The sequence below is a fragment of the Sorangium sp. So ce321 genome, assembly GCF_051530195.1.
Classification (GTDB): domain Bacteria; phylum Myxococcota_A; class Polyangia; order Polyangiales; family Polyangiaceae; genus Sorangium.
Genome location: NZ_CP150329.1, coordinates 7,007,355 through 7,023,967 on the forward strand (window position 1 = coordinate 7,007,355; position 16,613 = coordinate 7,023,967).

The window sequence follows — 16,613 nt, forward strand, 5'->3', positions numbered from 1 at the left end:
GGGTTTGTGTGCGTCACACGCGTCCTTTTGGTCACGTTCGGACAGAAGCATCGAACACCCCCTGACTGGATCACGCAATGGGATCAGGCAGAGAATCCCCTCCCAGCCTGCGCGCCCCAGTCGTTCTACATACGATTTCACTCGCGCCGTGTAAATTTATTCCATGACAGCGCAGCGTCCATTTCGAGCTCTCCGAAACACAGATTGGTCGGGTAGAGCAGGCGGCGGCCGAACACGATCTCACAGCCAACCACACACGCACATCACCTGCGCGAGCGCCTCATTGGCCGCTTCCCGACTGGCGCCCTGGGTCGAATGTCTGCCGCTCGGCGGCCGAGGGGTGAGCTTTCGCCCTGGCGCCATGTCCGGGGCGGGGCCGCCGGCCGCCTCGCCCAGCGCCGCGGGAGGTCGAGCCGGACGGCGAGGAGCTCAGGGGATCGATGTCGGGAGCACGCGGTGGTCGCGGCGCTCGGACGCGAGCTTGTCGTAGCTCGCGGCGCCCGCGCGTCCAACGCCCGCAATGGGGCGCCGGGCGCGGGCCGTCAGGGGCGAGGAGCCGGGCCCCTCGCCCTCTCTCCGCGCATTACTGGCCGAGGTACTCGGCCACGTCCGCCGGACGCCCCTTGGCGTGGGCGATCAGCGCGGCGAGGCCAGCGTCGAAGTCGGCGGGCGACGCGAGGTGCGTGTGCCCCTCGATCTCGCCCTCCGGCCCGACGACGTACGGCGCGATCAGGTCGTGCGCCGCCTGGAACCACGCCTCGGTGGCGGCCGGCTCATACTCCTCCGCGGCGGCCTGCGCCACGTAATCGCGGTAGACCTCGAGGTACACCGGATCATCGAGCAGGTAGCGGATGAGCGGCCATTGCTCGCTCACCTCGTCCATCGAGAGGGGCAGCGCCGCCATCGGGGTCGATCCCGGCGTCTCGGTATCCGTGAACGCGAACGTGTGGTCCCACGGGATCCACGTGATTTGCCCGTTCTTGCTCGGGTCCGAGTAGAGGTAGTAGTTGTGGGGCAGGCGGCCGTACACGTCCCAGTCCTCGATCACCGTGTTCAGCGCCAGCCAGTGCAGGAAGCCGTCGACATCGAGGCGCGCCTCGAGCCCCGCGCGCCAGGCGGCGGCGTCGGTCCGGTCAGCGTGCAGCGCGTCGAACAGCGCGCGCACGTCCGAGAAATCGGCCTCTTCTTCGTTGTTCTCCTTGACTAGGGTGTCGGGGTCCCAGGTCTCCCATCGCGCGCCGGTGCCGTCGGGCTTGTAGACATTGCCCTTGTGGCCGCCGAAATGCTTGTCGAGGAACGAGTCGTCCGACGGCACCTCGATCCCGGTGTACAGCCCGAAGTAGATCGGCCCCTCGCCGTGATCGATGAAGACCCGATAGAAGGCGGTCGCGGGCGCGGGGATCCCCGCCTTGGCGAAGATGTCGGTCCCGAGCTTCTCGCGCAGGAGCGACGGATCGAGGTAGCTGCTGGTGAACGCCAGCCCATCGAACCCGTAGAAGCGCTGGTCGTTGGTCTCGGGGTAGGTGTCCTCGAAGCGGTCGAAATTGAGGCGCAACGGCAGCTTCCAGTTACCCGCCCCCCAGGGCAGGAGCAGGCTTGCGTTGCCCCGGAAGCGGACGCCGACGTGCTGCCACTTCCGGTCCTCGGTGGCGACGTCGCACTCGACGTAGACCGGCGAGCGCGGGATGAGGTCGACGCTGCTGATCAGCCCGGGATCGCCGCCCGGCCCCGGTCCGGCGGGCATGCAGGCCAGGCCGACCTCGTGCTCGGTGCACGTCCCCGGGGTCTCGGTCCCGAAGATGTCGATCGTGCAGGGGTCGGACGCCGCGAGATCGTTGCAGGCGTCGATCCAGTCCTGCGGCGGCACGAAGTCGCCGGGATCCGGCGGCTTCGGCTGGCAGGTAAGGCCGCCGGGGAGCTCCCCGCACGTCCCCTCGGCGGGGGACCCGAAGAGATCGACCGTGCAGGCATCGCCGGCCGCGAGCCCGTCGCAGGCGTCGACCCACTCCTGCGGCGGCACGAATCCGCCGGGGCCCTGCGCCCCGAACTCGCCGATCATCGACGTGATGTCGTCGACCATCTCCTGCCAGCGCTCGGGCGTGATGGTGATGTCGATGCGCGGAACCCGGTCCTGCGGGAACGCGAGGGCGTAATCGGGCTGTTCCTTTACAGTGCTGTCCTCACCGCCGACCCCGCCCGAGCCGCCGCCACCCGTGTCGGTGCCGCCCGTGCCGCCGCTCGAGCCGCCGCCGCCGGTGCCGCCCGGGCCCGTGTTGCCAGCGCCCGTGCCGTCGCTCCCGCCGGCGCCCGTCCCTGAGGTCGAGCTGGGATCGGATGAGCCGCAGCCCACGAGGGGCGAGGCAGCCAGCGCTGCGAGCGGCAAGAGATAATGCAGAATTCGTACTTTCATCGATCGCTCCTAAGCTCGGCAGTCCGGTGGCGATCCTATGACGATCGTGTAACGCTTGTGTCACAAAATGTGCACGCCGGGGACGAATGCGGCGCCGCGCGGCGCTGTGTTCAAGGCGCGGTCCGCCCCTCGATCCCGGGCTATCGAGGGCCGACGCGCCGGTCCGGCGAGGCGCTCGCGCGCCGCGGCCGTGGGCCTCGCGCGGGTCGCGCTCTCCGCCGCCGGCGTGGCAGACGGCCGCGAGGCGCTCCCTCGCGAGGGCGCAGGGCACGCGCCGAGCGACGCCACGGACACGCCCGCCGCGTTCGCGGAGCACGCGTTGCCGTATGTCTTGTCGTCAACAGCCGCAGACCGGTTTGTAGTCGAACGTGCACGCCTGCGGGATGGGCGCGCAGGTGCCGCCGCGATCGGCCGCGCCGCACCTGGCCTCGATCTCGTGCTTGCAGAAGGATCCACGCTGGCAGCCGCGGCCGGCGAGGCCGCCGCAGGCGGAGCCCTCGCGCCCGCTGTCTGCCCTCACCTCCTGAGCGTCGGAGACGATCGGATCGGCGACGCCGTCGGTCGCCTCCACCTGACAGCCCATGAGCTGAAAGCCAATGATCGATGGAATCATCGAGAGTGCGAGCCGGGAAACGGACGCACGACGCGTGTTGTGGACAGGATCCTGATTGTTCATGATGCTCCTCGAATGTCGCCTCGCCGCTCCCGGCGGCGCGACGGCGTGCACGAGCTCCCTCCCCTGCGGCGGCGGCCGGCGCGGCGATCGCCGGGTCGAGACGCCTCGTCGATGAGCGATGAGATCGCAAAGCGGCTGTCGCGGGGCTGCGGAGGACGGGTGTCACGCTGGCAAGGCCTGGCGGGAGTCGGGCCGCGCGAGCTTCGCGGCTTTCGCGCTCGTCCGCGGCGTCCGGGCCGTCCGGATCGGGCAGAGGCGCGCTCCTGTGAGCGAGCCGGGGAACCCCCTCATCTCGCGGCCATTTTCAGCGGGGAAATGGAACAGGGAGGCGGGGAGACAGGGAGTATCTTGAAGACTTCCCTCCCCGTCTCCCCGCCTCCCTGTGAATTTTCCGAAGAATTCGAGGGGATGCCTCAGGCAAGCAAGGGCTCGCCCGATCTGCGCGGGACTCCAGCGCTTCGATCGTGGTAGGGGAGCGCGGATGCACCGCCGCCTTCACTGCGCCGCCCTCGCCGCCGTCGCCGCCCTCCTCGGCAGCTGCAGCGCCACGCCCGACGCTGCCGCGCCTGCCAGCGGCGGACCGCACGAGCCCGCGAGCCGCGCGCAGGCCCGCCGCGCGGGAGGCGCCGGCCCCGCGGATCACGCGAGTCACGCCGGCCCTGCGGGCGACCCCGGTCACGCCGGCCTTGCGGATCACCGCGCCGGGCACGCCGGCCACCACGCAGAGCACGCCGGCCCAGGCGCAGAGCACGCCGGCCACCACGCGGAGCACGCCGGGCATGGGCACGGCGCTGGGCCGCTCGTGCACCGCTTCGAGCGGGCGGAGGACTGGGTGGCCCGGTTCGAGGGCCCCGAGCGCGACGCCTGGCAGAAGCCCGCGTCGGTGGTCGCCGCCATGCGGATCGCCCCCGGCATGCGGGTCGCGGACCTCGGGGCGGGCACGGGCTACTTCCTGCCGCACCTCTCCCGCGCGGTAGGGCCGACCGGCGCGGTCGTCGGCCTGGACATCGAGCCGGACATGGTCCGCTACATGGCGGAGCGCGCCACCCGCGAGCGCCTGACCAACGTCACCGCGCGCCAGGTCAGGCCCGACGATCCCGGGATCGAGCCCGGCTCCGTCGACCGCATCCTCGTGGTCGACACCTGGCACCACATCCCCGACCGCCCCGCCTACGCGGCGAAGCTGAAGGCCGCGCTCCGCCCGGACGGGGCGGTGGTCGTCGTCGACTTCACGGACGCCGCGCGCCAGGGCCCCCCGAAGGAGCACCGCATCCCCGCCGAGGCGGTCGCCGCCGAGCTCCGCGCCGGGGGCCTCTCGCCCCAGATCGTCGCGGAAGACCTGCCCGAGCAGTACATCGTCGTGGGCAAGCGCGCCGGCGCGAGCGCGCCGCGCTGACGCGAGCAGGGCGCCGGCGCGAGCGCGCCGCGCTGACGCGAGCAGGGCGCGCTGGCGCGAGCGGGGCGCCGGGAGCGCGCTCCCGAGCCGCTCCGCGATGAGCGCCGTCGAGACGCCCGCGCCGTGCTCCAGAAAGCAGGCGCGCCCCGTCCGGGATCTGCGTGTCAAAATTGTTACGAGATCTTGCCATTTGTAAGTCTCGCGATACTTACTGGCAGACGCGGCAACGACGGGGGTGGGCGCTCGTCGTCCGGGGCGCGCGGCGTCCGGGCGCGGCGCCACGGCCGCCGGCGGCGCCAGCTCGGCTTGCAACATCTCTTGGCCGAAGGAGACGCACGATGCTTGTCCATCGCTTGAGCCAGCTTTCCCGGGCGGATCTCTCCACGGCAGGCGGCAAGGGCGCAAACCTCGGCGAGCTGACCCGCCTCGGGCTCGCGGTGCCGCCCGGGTTCGTGGTGAGCGCCGACGCGTACGCAGAGCAGGCGCGCGCCTGGGGGCTCGCCGTGCGGCTCTCGGCGCACCTCACCTCGAGCGGCTGGGACGCCGCGGCCGCGGAGGTGGCGGAGCTCTTCGAGAAGGGCGCGATGCTGCCCGACATCGAGGACGCGGTCCGCGACGCCTACCGGGAGCTCGGCGCGCCGCCGGTCGCGGTCCGGTCCTCGGCGACGGCCGAGGACCTCGCCGACGCCTCGTTCGCGGGCCAGCACGAGACGTTCCTCGACGTGGCGGGAGAGGACGACCTCCTGCGCGCGCTGCGGCGGTGCTGGGCGTCGCTCTGGAGCTCGAGGGCCCTCCAGTACCGGGCGGCGCGCGGCATCGACCACCTGGGGGTCAACATCGCCGTCGTCGTGCAGCGCATGGTGCCGGCCGACTTCGCCGGTGTCCTGTTCACCGTCGACCCGGTGGCCCAGCGCGCCGACCGCATGCTCCTGGAGGTCGCGCCGGGCCTCGGCGAGGCCGTCGTTTCAGGGCACACGACCGGCGACGTGTACCGCCTGCGGCGCGCGCCGTTCGCCGGGTCCGCGGAGCCCCGCCCGGACCGGCCGGACGGCGCCCCGGGCCCCGGCGCGGACGAGCTCGCCATCGAGGAGCGCGACCGACGGCACCCAGGTCGCCCCGCGCCGAGCGACGCCCTGGTGCTCGAGCTTTCGCGCATCGGGCTCCGCCTCGAGGCCCATTTCGGCTGCCCTCAAGATGTGGAGTTCGCCTTCGCGGGGGGCTCCATTCACCTCCTCCAGTCACGCCCCATCACCACCCTCGGCGCGGCCGAGATCGAGCCCCTCCCGCCGCTCCCGAAGCTCACCCGCATGCAGCGGAAGATGATCGAGGCGAACGACAACGACCGCTTCCCCGTCGCCCCGAAGCCGCTCGATCAATGGGGCTTCCGGATCACCATCCCCGCGCTCGCCCGGATGATGCGCTTCCTCGGGGTCGACGTGGACGAGGCCGACGAGCGCGCGCTCGTCGACCAGGTGTGGCGGGAGTTCTTCGTCCTGCCGCCGGTGCGACCCACCCTCCGGCTGCTCCGGCTGCCAGGGAAGGTCGCGGCCAGCCTGCGCGAGGACGGGATGGCGTGGTGGGAAGGCGAGGCCTTCAAGCGGCTCCAGGAGGTCTGCGCGCCGGTCGACCTCCGCGCGCTGGACGACGCCGCGCTCCTCCGCCGCGCCGACCGGATCGCGGCGACGACGACAGAGGTCCTGGGCGAGCGGTTCGAGAAGAGCGCCAGCCAGATCGCCGCTATCGCGCTGCGGGCTCCGGTGACCGTCGCCGTGGGGACGAAGCGGGCCGACGCCATCATGGGCGACCTCGTCTCGGGCCTGCGCACCCGCACGTCCGACGTCAACCTCGCGCTCTTCCACCTCGCGCGGAAGGCGGTGAGCGCAGGGCCGAAGGTATCTGGCCCGATCCGCGCGGGGCGCCCGGAGGACCTGCGCGCGTCGGAGGCAGGCCGGGCCTACCTCGCCGAGGTCGAGGCCTTCCTGGACGAGCACGGGCACCGCGAGAGCAAAGGGTTTTACCTCTCCGCGCCGACCTGGCGGCAGGATCCCGCGCCGATGTGGGGGCTCCTCCGCGGCCTGCTCGACGTCGCCGAGCCGCCGTCCGAGGAGGCCGGGCTCGCGCGCTACAGGGCGGCGCTCGAGGAGGTCACGCGCAAGCTCCGCTTCGTGCCGGGTCTGGCCGACGCGTTCCGCGTCACCCTCGAGCGGCTGCGGCGCGCGATCGTCTTCCGGGAGCGCTCGCACTTCGACCTGATGCGGGCGTTCTCGGCGCTCCAGGCGATCCTGGCCGAGGTCGCGCGCCGCCTGCACGAGCGCGGGCGCCTGCCGGCCCCCGACGACATCTTCTACCTGACGGAGGCCGAGCTCCGGGCGTGGCTCCTCGGGGAGGCGCCGCCGCTCGACGAGGCGAAGCGGCTCGTTCGACGCAGGCGCACGACCTACGGGGTCGTCAACGGGAGGTGGCAGAAGCGGGCGTTCCAGGCGCGCGCGGGCGGTGCCTCGGGGAACGAGCTCCGCGGCATCGGGGCGTCGTCCGGGGTGGTCCGCGGCAGGGCGCGCATCGTGCGCGACGAGCGCGAGTTCGCGCGGCTCAAGGCAGGGGAAATCCTTGTCTGCCGGTACACGAACCCCTCGTGGACGCCGCTCTTCAACCTCGCCGCGGGCGTGGTGACCGACACCGGGGGCGCGGTCTCCCACGCGGCCATCGTCGCGCGCGAGTACGGGATCCCCGCGGTGCTGGGGGCCGTCGGGGCGACCGCACGGATCGCGGACGGCCAGGAGCTCCTCGTGGACGGCACGGAAGGCCGGGTGGTGCTCCTCGGCCAGGCCGCTGCGCCCGAAGGCGTCGCGGCGGAGGCCGTCGCGGCGGAGACCGTCGCGGCCGAGGCCGTCGCTGGCTGAGGCCGTCGCTGGCTGAGGCTCTCGCGGCTGAGGCCATCGCTGGCTGAGCCGCCTCCGGGGTGGCCAGCGCCGACGCCGGGGCTCACCGCGCCGCGAGCGCGCAGGCCCGCTCGGCGAGCTCGACGTCGACGGCCTCGAGCTCGCCCTCGGCGGCCTTCTCCAGGGCGCGCCGGAGCGCCTCGTTGGCGCAGGCGCTCGCCGCGATCCGCACCCGGCCCCGCACGGCCGGATCGTCGCTGGCCGCAAGCGCGAGCGCGGCGGCGATCCGGCGCTCCGGCGGCGCAGCCACGTCCTCGAGCAGGCGGGCGATGTCGTCCTCGGTCACGCTGGCCCGGCGGTACTGCGCGGCGCCCGTCGCCCCCCGCACCAGCGCCTCCAGCGCCCGGCGCCACGCATCGACCGGCCGGCCGCGGCGGTCGAGGTCGGCGAAGCGCGCGGCCGAGGCGTCGCTCGGCGCGGCCACGGCCATCGACTCCTTCAGGCGGTGGAACAGCACCTCCGTCGCCGCTCCGAGCCGGGCGCCCGCCGGCATCGACGCGAGGAGACGGCGCGAGAGCCGCGGCACCGTGGCCAGCAGCAGGGGCGGGCCGCTGTGCTGGTCCAGCCACACGCCCCGGCCGTCGGCGCGCACGGCCGCGACGCTCGCATAGGGCACGAAGCGGCGCGCGCGGAAGCTCCTGAGCGCGACGCCGTCGGTCCCGACCAGCGCGGCGCGCGGGAGGGCGAGCTTCAGCACGGCATAGACGACGATGCAGCAGAGACAGAGGGCGGCGGCGATGATCGCGCCAGGGGCGTCGCGCTCCAGCCCGCGCGACGCCACCCAGCCGAGCGCCATGGTGCCGTAGATCGCCACGAGCCACACGGCGACGCGCGCCCCCGGGGTGAGGCCCTCCTCCGCGACGCTGACGAGGCGCGTCCTGAAGACGTGCTGCTCGACGGCGAGGCCCGCGGCCCGCAGGAGGGCGCGCCCCTCCTCGACGTCGCGGACGCGGAGCCACACGGCGTCGGCGCTCCGCTGACGGAGGACGGCCCAGCACTCGCCCCGCGACACATCGAGGTAGCCGCCCTCGAGCTGCCGGCGCGGGATCCGGACGCGGTCCTTGCCCCGGTCGACCGCCACCACATCGGCGTCGATCTCGACGGTGCCCGCGAGCAACTTGTCCCTTCCGGGCGCCCGATCCGGGCCGAAATAGGCATTGAGGAGATAAGCGACGCCGAAGACGAGGCCGTACACGCCGCTGGCGCCGGTCGTGAACACCTCGCGCGACATGCCGTCCCCCTCGCGGACGAAGAGCACGGCGGCGGCGCTGGCGGCGAGGAACAGCCAGCCGACGAGGCGGCGCGGCCAGGCCCGCTCGATGGCCACACCCGGGCTCCAGATCCGCAGCTCGCTCACGCGGCGAGTCTAGCGGCGTCCGGTGTCCGCGGGAACCGCGGACACGCAGGGAGGACAGAGGCGACGAAGGCTCCGGGCAGACCGCCCGTAGCCGACGAGCTGGGGCCTCCGGGACCGAGATCACCGCCACAGCCGCGCTACGCTTGCGCTCGATGCAGGTGGGCGCGCGCTGGGGCGCTGGCCCTCTCGTCCCGCGCCGGCTGGCGCGCCGCGCGACCATCTGGTCGAGGCCAGCAAGCGCTGATATCGGCTACCGATAGCCGGTGACGTCGGCGGGCTTGCCGGCGTCCTGGACCTCGACGAGGTACCGCCAGGCGTCGGGCTGGGAGCCGTCCAGATCGGTGAAGCCGTAGACCCTCGCGAGCTGGCCGCTCGACAGCGACTTCCCGGACCAGCGGGCCACCTCCGGGTCGGCGGCGAGCGCGGCCACCGCGCGGCCCACGTAAGCGGGAGTCTCCGAGATCGCAAAATGAGGCTGCTTCGCGAGCGCGTCGCGCCACCGCTCCTCGGTGACCCCGTAATGCCCCAGCATGATCTCCGAGCGCAGCCAGCCAGGCGTCAGCGCGACGGCCGTGCCGCCGTGGGCCCGCAGCTCCTCCGCCTGGGCGAACGCCAGGCGGAGGACGGCGGTCTTGGCGAGATCGTAGAAGAACGACACGCGATAATGCCCGGCGTTGTAATCGGACGTGCCGTCCGTGATCTCGACGACGAGGCCGCCCGGCCTCCGGATGAGCAGCGGCAGGGCATGGTGGCTCGTGATGATGTGGGTATCGACGGCCAGCCGCAGGAGCCGCAGTCCGTTGTCCAGCGAGTGCTCCCACAGCGGCTTGTCCCACGCGAACAGGTGCTCGCCGCCCCACACGTCGTTGACCAGCACGTCGAGCCGGCCCTGCTCCCGCTCGATGCGCGCCACGAGCTCCCGGACCTGCTCGCGCTCCAGGTGATCCACCTGCACAGCGATCCCCTCGCCCCCCGCCCGGGTGACCAGCTCGGCGGTCTCCTCGATGGTCTCGGGGCGATCCATCTCCGAGCGCTGCGCGCGCGTCGTGCGGCCCGTGACGTACACGGTCGCGCCCGCCGCGCCCAGCTCGACCGCGATCCCCCTGCCCGCGCCGCGCGTCGCGCCCGCGACGAGGGCCACCTTGCCGTGAAGTGCTCTGCTCATGCTCCATCCTCCTCTGCCAGTGCGCGCGCGAGGGTGGCATGGAGATCCTGACATCTCCTGTCAGGTATTCCGCCGCGGAGATCGAGGTCGTGGTACCCTGCACAGACCCGCCTCGACGTCCCGAGGTCGGCCTCGCACCAGCGGACGCGGTGGAGGGCCGTGGGGCCGCGGGTTCGGCGACGCCGACGACCAGAGCGGCGAGGCCGTCGTCCTGGAGCCCAGGGGCAACGCGCTCTTCACGGGCTCGTTTCGCGGCTCGGTGAGCTTCGGCGGCGACCCCCTGGTGAGCGCGGGCGGCGCCGACACGTTCGTGGCGAGCCTCGACGCGTCCGGCGCGCACGTGTGGAGCCGCCGGTTCGGGGACATGGACGATGACGTGGTGACGGACATCGGGATCAGCGCGCCGCCCTCCACGTCATGGGGCTACATCGTCGGCTCCCGGTGCAGCGGCGCCGAGCCGGGGTGCGGCATGCCCCTCGGTCCTGGCCACGACGCCTTCCTTCAGTCCTTCTTTGTCAGCGGCGGCAGCTCCCAGGATCTCTCCATGTTCGGAGAGCACGTCGAGACCCAGCCGGTGCACGCCGTCGCGACGGACCCCTCGGGCAACGTGCTCGTGAGAGGGGGGTTCGTCGGGGTCGCCGATTTCGGCGGGGGCGTCGAGTCCCCGAGGAGCAGCGCGGGCTCGAGCTTCGTCGCGAAGTACGATGCCGCCGGGAATCACCTCTGGCACAAGGCCTACAGCGAATCTTATAGCGGCGGGATGATCGCGACGGACGCGTCGGGGAACGTGTTCTTCATCAACCAATACGGCACCGGAGACAGCGCGCTCATCAAGCTCGACGCGTCCGGGAACCCCGTGTGGGCCTCGCTGTTCAGCCTGGCCCAGTACAACCTTGGCGTCAACGCCTCGGGCGAGGCGGTGATCGGCGGGGTCACGGGCTACTACTCCTCTGACATCGCAGACATCGTCGTCACGAGGTTCGACGCTTCGGGGAACACCCTGTGGAGCCGGCGCTTCGCCAACAGGCAGCCCCAGCAGACGGCCCACGCGGCGCTGGATCCGGCGGGCAACGTGATCCTCACCGGCACCTTCCGCGGCCCGCTCGATTTCGGCGGAGGGGTGCTGCCAGGCTCGTCCAGCGGCGACCTGTTCATCGTGAAGCTCGACCCGGCGGGCAATCACCTGAGCAGCCGGCTCGTCCGGGGCGCCACGGCCGGCCCGAAGGGCCTGGACGGCGCTGGAGGGTTCGTGATGTTGTGCAGCTCGAACGGGACTGCGGACTTCGGTACCGGCCCGCTGCCTGTGGGCTACTCGCTCGTGAAGCTCGACGCCGCGGGCAACTTCCTGTGGAGCACGCCCGCCAGCAGTCTCTCTCCGTCGACGCTCGCGGTGAACGCCGCCGGCGAGATCTTCCTGGGCGGCGAATGCTACAGCGCCACGCGCATCGGCGGCGTCGAGATCCCTTGCGACCATGAGCTGTTCGCCATCAAGCTCGACGCCGCAGGCAATCACCTCTGGAGCAAGACGTTCGGCGGCTACGTGGAACCATGGAACGTGGTCTGCGCCGGCGACCCCGAGGGCAATCTCATCGCAGGCGGAACCTTCCCTGGCCGCATGGATCTGGGGGGCGGGTCGATCGGCAGCGTGGGACGTGCGGAGGGATTCCTCGCGAAGTTCGCTCGCTGAACGCGTTTTCGGGCAGCAGACCCCCGCTGAGGAGACGCGGCAGAGATCGGCCGCGCGGGCGGGGATCAGGCGCCCAGGCCAGGCTCGCGCGCGATCCGCTCGTCGGCGTCCTGGTCGCTCGCCGGCGGGCGCGCAGGAGAGGCGCGACGCCCGCGAGCGCGAGCCACGCCGCGCCCTGGAGCCGGGCGGGTCGTCCCGCGGGCAGACGGCAGGAGGAGCCGCCGGCGCTGTCCTCGTCGCTCGGCCTCGGCGCGCTGATCTCCGCCGCGAGGCGCTTCGTGTCCTCGAACGCGGCGCTGGCGCGGTCATCGGTGAAGCTGTTGAGCAGCGCGTCGGCCTCGGCGGCCTTGCCAGCCCCGTACAGCGCCGAGGCGTCGGCCTCGAGGGAGGGCACCCGGCCCAGGATGTCCGACTCGAAGGCATCGAAGGCCGCCCGCACCTCCGGCTGCCGGCCCGGGTAGTCCTGATCGACCGCGCTGACCAGGGCGGCGTGGGCCCACCAGGCATTGATGTCAGGTCGGGGCGTGCCATCCACGGCGGCGTTGGTATAGCTGGCGGGGAACGGCTGGCCCAGGTGCGCCAGATAGATCGGGAAGTAGCCGCCGGTGCAGGGCGCCGGCAGCGCGGTCCACCATTTGGCCATCATCCCTGCGGGGAGGGTGTCGTCCTGCTCGGCCACGAGCGAGATCACCGTCCGCGCGGTGCAGACGGTGCGCCGCGCCGTCTCGCCGGTGTAGTCGACGTCCTCCGCGCGGTCGTGCGGCGGCTCCGCGTGGTGGCTCGTCCCCTCGAAGTGGCTGCGCAGCAGCGGGAGGAGCTCCTCGGCCGACACCCTCCCGCCGCCGGCCGTCAGCGCGGCGAGGTGGTCCTGCACCGCGTCCTCACGCGGCTCGTTGTAGTCGACGTAGGGACCGCTGTTCCACTCGGGATCGCCATACACGTCCCGGAAGCTGAACCCGTCCTCGGGGTCATCGGGATCGGCCGGCTCGTACCACCCTCTGTCGATGGCGTCGGAGAGGAGGGCGGGCGACCGGCGGTCTCCGGCGGTGGTGATGCCGTATCGGTTGGCTCGCGCCAGGTAGCCGTCGTCCGGGCACCTCACGGCCGCCCAGTGACGCGGGGTCGCCTCGAGCAGCCAGCCCTCTTGCGGATCGGAGATGAAGAACATCAACCCGGGGTCGCCGCTGATGCCGTGGTCCTCGACCGCGGCGCCGATCAGATCGACCGCGTCGGAGGCCGTCTGGGCTCGCTCGAGCGCATACCGGATGAAGTCGCTATAGACGAACGGGGCCGGCGGCTCCCCGAGCTCCTCCGACCGGGCATGCCCGGTATTGGTCGTGATCATCACGCCGTTCTCGTTGATGCCGAGCCCGATGTCCCCCGGCACGTCATCGATGTTGAAGTTGTACGAGCCCATGAGCGCGAACGTGCCCGTGACACCGTAAGGCACGGAGACGTGGTAGAAGCGCTCGTCGCTCGCAGGATCGACCGTCCTCGCCGGCTCGGAGAGCAGGTTCTGCGCCGTATCGAACCAGAGGTCCTCGTTGTGCGCGTGGAGGAGATTGCCCTTCTCCGTGAGCCCCTTTCCCACGATGACGGTGGTGCATGTCTCGGTGGTCCGCTCTTTGACGGTCCTCCCGTCACGACGGAGGCGGGCGTCCAGGTCGGAGGAGGGCGCGGCGCGATCGAGCGTGACGCGCGCGGCGGAGCCCCGATCGGCGCTCTCCGGCAGGACGACACCGAAGAGGGCGATGACCGCCAGGCAAACGAGCCCGATTCGACGCTCGCGGCGCATGGAGACCTCCAGGATTGAAGGCTGCCATGGCAATGGCAGGCCTGGCCACCCGGACAGGGTACCAGCGCGGCCAACCCGTCGCCAGCGCGGCGTCCCCCGTGCGCGTGCAGCCACGCAGGCCGCTTCGTTCAGGCGGCCTCTTCTATGCATGGATAGGTCATTGATAGTCGGCGTAGTTTTTCAGGAGGGTCGGATCGCATAGAAGAATGTTCTGTCGACCCAGGGCAGGTACCAAAGCTGGGGCTTGACCTCTCCGAAACGCTTGGACGCCCTTCTGCCCACATCGGTTCACCGCACCCCACGTCCTCGCGCAGCGCTCCAACGTCTTTTCTTACCTGCACGATCCATTGTAACAAAATTTCGCTTGCCAACACAGCAGCGCGCGATCCACAAGTGGACGCAATTGAAGACGATTCTTTGTCGTGAGCCAATGCGCGGGCTTCGATCCGGAGGACTGTACAAATGAGCAAACCAGTTGCACCTGTGCAGGATCAGGCTGCAGAGCCAAAGGCCAAGAGCAGCGAGCCGACCGCGAAGCTAGCAGCGAGCTGGTATATCGCCCTGCGCGCCTCGACTCTGGGGAATAAGCCAGTTGAGCTGAAGCTCTTCGGCCAGCCCCTTGTGGCGTGGCGTGACCAGGCAGGCAGGCCAGTGATCATGGAGCGTCACTGCGCGCACCTGGGCGCCAGCCTTGCTGATGGGAAGGTGGTCGACGGCTGCATTCAGTGCCCATTCCACCAATTTCGTTACGACAACACCGGCAAATGCGTGCACATCCCGGGGAACGGCACGTCCGTCCCTCCGCTTCTCCATATACCCGCTGCGGCTCAGCAGACCACCTATGTCACCGCCGAGCGGTATGGATACATCTGGATCTGGTATGGATCTCGGGCGCCGATGTTCCCTCTGCCCGAGTTCCCATACGCGGAGAGCGAGAAGAGCAGCTACAGGCTCCTGACCTTTGCGCGCACAGCCAAGACGACGGCGCTGAGGGTCCTCGAGAATGTCTTCGATCCGCAGCACGCCGTCAGCCTACACTCGATGCCGGCCGTCTCGATCGTCCTCAATGTACACGACGATTGGCGAGAATGGCCGGAGCACGGCGCCGAGGCGCTGGCGCGAGCAGGCGCGTGGTTTGGAGCGTCGTACGACGCGCATATCGACAGCTATTTGGGTAGCGTCGGCGCGCTGGCCAGCAAGCTCGGACTCGACGCCAGGGAGATGAGGGTGCGGCTCAGCTACTTCCCAGGCGGAGGCGTAATAACGATGATCATCAATGGTGAGATCATATTTAGGATGCTTACCAGCATCACCCCGATCGACGTCCATGAGACGGTATGGCACACGACGTTCGCGTTCAAGAAGACCGCCAAGATCTGGTCGGATGCGGTCAACTTCGTTGTCTTTGGCCTGCAGACCAAGGCGACCTTTCTACAAGACATCGCGATCTTCAGCACCCTGAAGGCAGATGGCGGGCGCTTCTTCACCAGGTACGATGAAGGAGTCTTGAAGTTCCGCGCGTTCTACACCAAGTGGGTCCACAAGACGACGCTGGATCATTTGAACCGCAGCAGCGCCGAGCCGGCATTGGCTCTTGCTCGATCATGAGCGGAAGTCCACGCTGATGTGCAGACCCATAGCGGCTCCGGCCGCCTCGACGGAGTCGCCCCGCTTCGAGGCGCGCGGTGCCATCCTCGTCGCCCCTGGTGCACCTGGAGCGCAAGGGCAGCGCGACGAGGCCGCCGTCAGGCCGAAGCCGGCCGACACCGCGCGACGGTCGTCCATGAGAGCGACAAGAACTCGGAAACGCTGATAACACAGGCTCGTCCATCATGCCGCAAGATATCCACTTTGATGTTCCGTTTCCATCCCTGATCAGCCCTGATGCGGCCGCTGCCCGTAAACGCAACTATGACTGGGCGAGAGCCCACGGCCTTGTGGGGAGCGAGCTCGCGGCGCAGCGCTACCTGTCCAACGACATCGCCGGCCTGATGGCGCGCTGGATCCCTGGAGCGGTTGGCCCTGACCTCGACCTCACCATTGACGGTGTTATCGTCGCGACCCTCCTCGACGACCAGATCGACAGCGACCTGGCAGACCAACCCGAAGAGGTCGCCAAGATCTGTCAGGCCATGGTGAGCGTGATGCGGCCTGACGCCGCGGCCCCTCGCCCGCCGAGCAAGCCGCTCATCAACGCGTTTGCCGACGTCTGGGGCCGCCTCACGCAGGGGAGGACCGCGGCCTTTTGCGCCCGTACGGCGCGCCACTGGCGATGGTACCTCGACGCCTACGTCGATGAGGCGAAGAACCGCAATCGCGCGATCATGCCCACTCGAGCAGAGCATTTCGAGCTGCGTCGCCGATCCGGGTTCGTGTACGCCATGATGGACATGACCGAGCGGGCGTATCATTTCGAGACGCCGGAGCGAGCATGGCATACGCCCCAGATCCAGGCCATGCTGACCATTACAGCGGACGTCGTCGACACACTCAACGACGTCCACTCCCTGGAGAAGGAAGAGGGTCGGGGCGATCTACACAATTTCGTCCTAGTCGTGCAGCACGAGCGGCGCTGCTCGCGCGCCGAAGCCATCGCCGAGACGCGCGACAGCATTCATGAATGGATCGCGAACTTCATCAAGCTCGCTGAAGAGGTTCCGGAGCTCTGCGTATCGCTCGACCTGACCGAGCGTGAGCGCGACAACGTCCGCCAGCTCGTGACGGGGATGATGACGGCGATGCGCGGCTACTTCGACTGGAGCTGCAAGACCGACCGTTACGCGACAACGAACCTCGTCCGCGCCGGTCAAGCCGCCTATCCTCACGACCTGCTGTGAGCAGGACGGCGGCCCTCGGTTGCGCGAGCGAGCTGGAACCTCGGTAGGCTCACCGAGCGCGGTGTGCAAGCGGGCGATGTACCTTGGCTCGGCGACCATGGCGACGAGCATCATCCTGCCCTGACAGGTCGGGCACTCCAGCGAGAGCGGACCCAGGTGCCGCGGCGTGCTCGACTTTGCCGGTGGACCCAGGCCCACGATCCCGGAATTCGACGACGATCGCCGCGAGGGTGGCATGGAGATCCCGACATCTGGACGAACTGCAAGGATACCTCTCGACTTCAGCGCCCCGCCGCCGTCCTGCCTCGCTCACGGGACACAGCGCGCGGTAGATTGCCTTCTTCGCGTTAC

At 70.4% G+C, this 16,613-nt stretch carries 10 protein-coding genes; 5 read left to right on the forward strand and 5 right to left on the reverse strand.

The genetic code is table 11. The features are described 5' to 3' along the window. Nucleotides 1-583: 583 nt before the first annotated feature. Together WME89_RS25870 and WME89_RS25875 are read right to left on the reverse strand one after the other, a co-directional pair. Nucleotides 584-2,410 carry a CotH kinase family protein gene (locus tag WME89_RS25870; protein WP_438011746.1) on the reverse strand — a complete coding sequence of 609 codons (1,827 nt, stop codon included), beginning with the start codon at nucleotides 2,408-2,410 and terminating at the stop codon, nucleotides 584-586. Nucleotides 2,411-2,747: 337 nt separating this feature from the next. Continuing rightward, nucleotides 2,748-3,086: a Kazal-type serine protease inhibitor family protein gene (locus WME89_RS25875; protein ID WP_438011747.1), complete on the reverse strand. Its 339-nt coding sequence runs from the start codon at nucleotides 3,084-3,086 to the stop codon at nucleotides 2,748-2,750. Between the two features lie 481 nt (nucleotides 3,087-3,567). On the opposite strand from WME89_RS25875, the gene WME89_RS25880 reads away from it, so the two are divergent. Beyond that, nucleotides 3,568-4,482: a class I SAM-dependent methyltransferase gene (locus WME89_RS25880; protein ID WP_438011748.1), complete on the forward strand. Its 915-nt coding sequence runs from the start codon at nucleotides 3,568-3,570 to the stop codon at nucleotides 4,480-4,482. 338 nt (nucleotides 4,483-4,820) lie between these two features. Next, nucleotides 4,821-7,382 (forward strand): PEP/pyruvate-binding domain-containing protein, encoded by a 2,562-nt coding sequence (locus tag WME89_RS25885; RefSeq protein ID WP_438011749.1) that lies wholly within the window; start codon nucleotides 4,821-4,823, stop codon nucleotides 7,380-7,382. Nucleotides 7,383-7,464: 82 nt separating this feature from the next. On the opposite strand, the gene WME89_RS25890 is transcribed toward WME89_RS25885, so the two are convergent. Both WME89_RS25890 and WME89_RS25895 read right to left on the reverse strand, forming a co-directional pair. Further along, a complete protein-coding gene (locus tag WME89_RS25890) occupies nucleotides 7,465-8,778 on the reverse strand; it encodes a hypothetical protein (protein ID WP_438011750.1) in 1,314 nt (437 codons plus the stop codon). Between the two features lie 250 nt (nucleotides 8,779-9,028). Next, nucleotides 9,029-9,943, reverse strand: a complete 915-nt coding sequence (locus WME89_RS25895) for an SDR family oxidoreductase (protein WP_438011751.1) — start codon at nucleotides 9,941-9,943, stop codon at nucleotides 9,029-9,031. A gap of 259 nt (nucleotides 9,944-10,202) precedes the next feature. Here WME89_RS25895 and WME89_RS25900 point away from each other — a divergent pair, with 259 nt between their 5' ends. Beyond that, entirely contained in the window at nucleotides 10,203-11,630 is a 1,428-nt protein-coding gene (locus WME89_RS25900) for an outer membrane protein assembly factor BamB family protein (RefSeq protein WP_438011752.1), read from the forward strand. Here the strand turns inward: WME89_RS25900 and WME89_RS25905 are convergent. Continuing rightward, nucleotides 11,530-13,425 carry a C69 family dipeptidase gene (locus tag WME89_RS25905; protein WP_438011753.1) on the reverse strand — a complete coding sequence of 632 codons (1,896 nt, stop codon included), beginning with the start codon at nucleotides 13,423-13,425 and terminating at the stop codon, nucleotides 11,530-11,532. The genes WME89_RS25900 and WME89_RS25905 overlap by 101 nt on opposite strands. Nucleotides 13,426-13,887: 462 nt before the next feature. Between WME89_RS25905 and WME89_RS25910 the strand changes: the two genes are divergently transcribed. Continuing rightward, entirely contained in the window at nucleotides 13,888-15,033 is a 1,146-nt protein-coding gene (locus WME89_RS25910; RefSeq protein WP_438011754.1) for a Rieske 2Fe-2S domain-containing protein, read from the forward strand. 224 nt (nucleotides 15,034-15,257) lie between these two features. Then, nucleotides 15,258-16,262, forward strand: coding sequence for a terpene synthase family protein (locus WME89_RS25915; RefSeq protein WP_438011755.1), 1,005 nt, complete (start codon nucleotides 15,258-15,260; stop codon nucleotides 16,260-16,262). Nucleotides 16,263-16,613 lie beyond the last annotated feature (351 nt).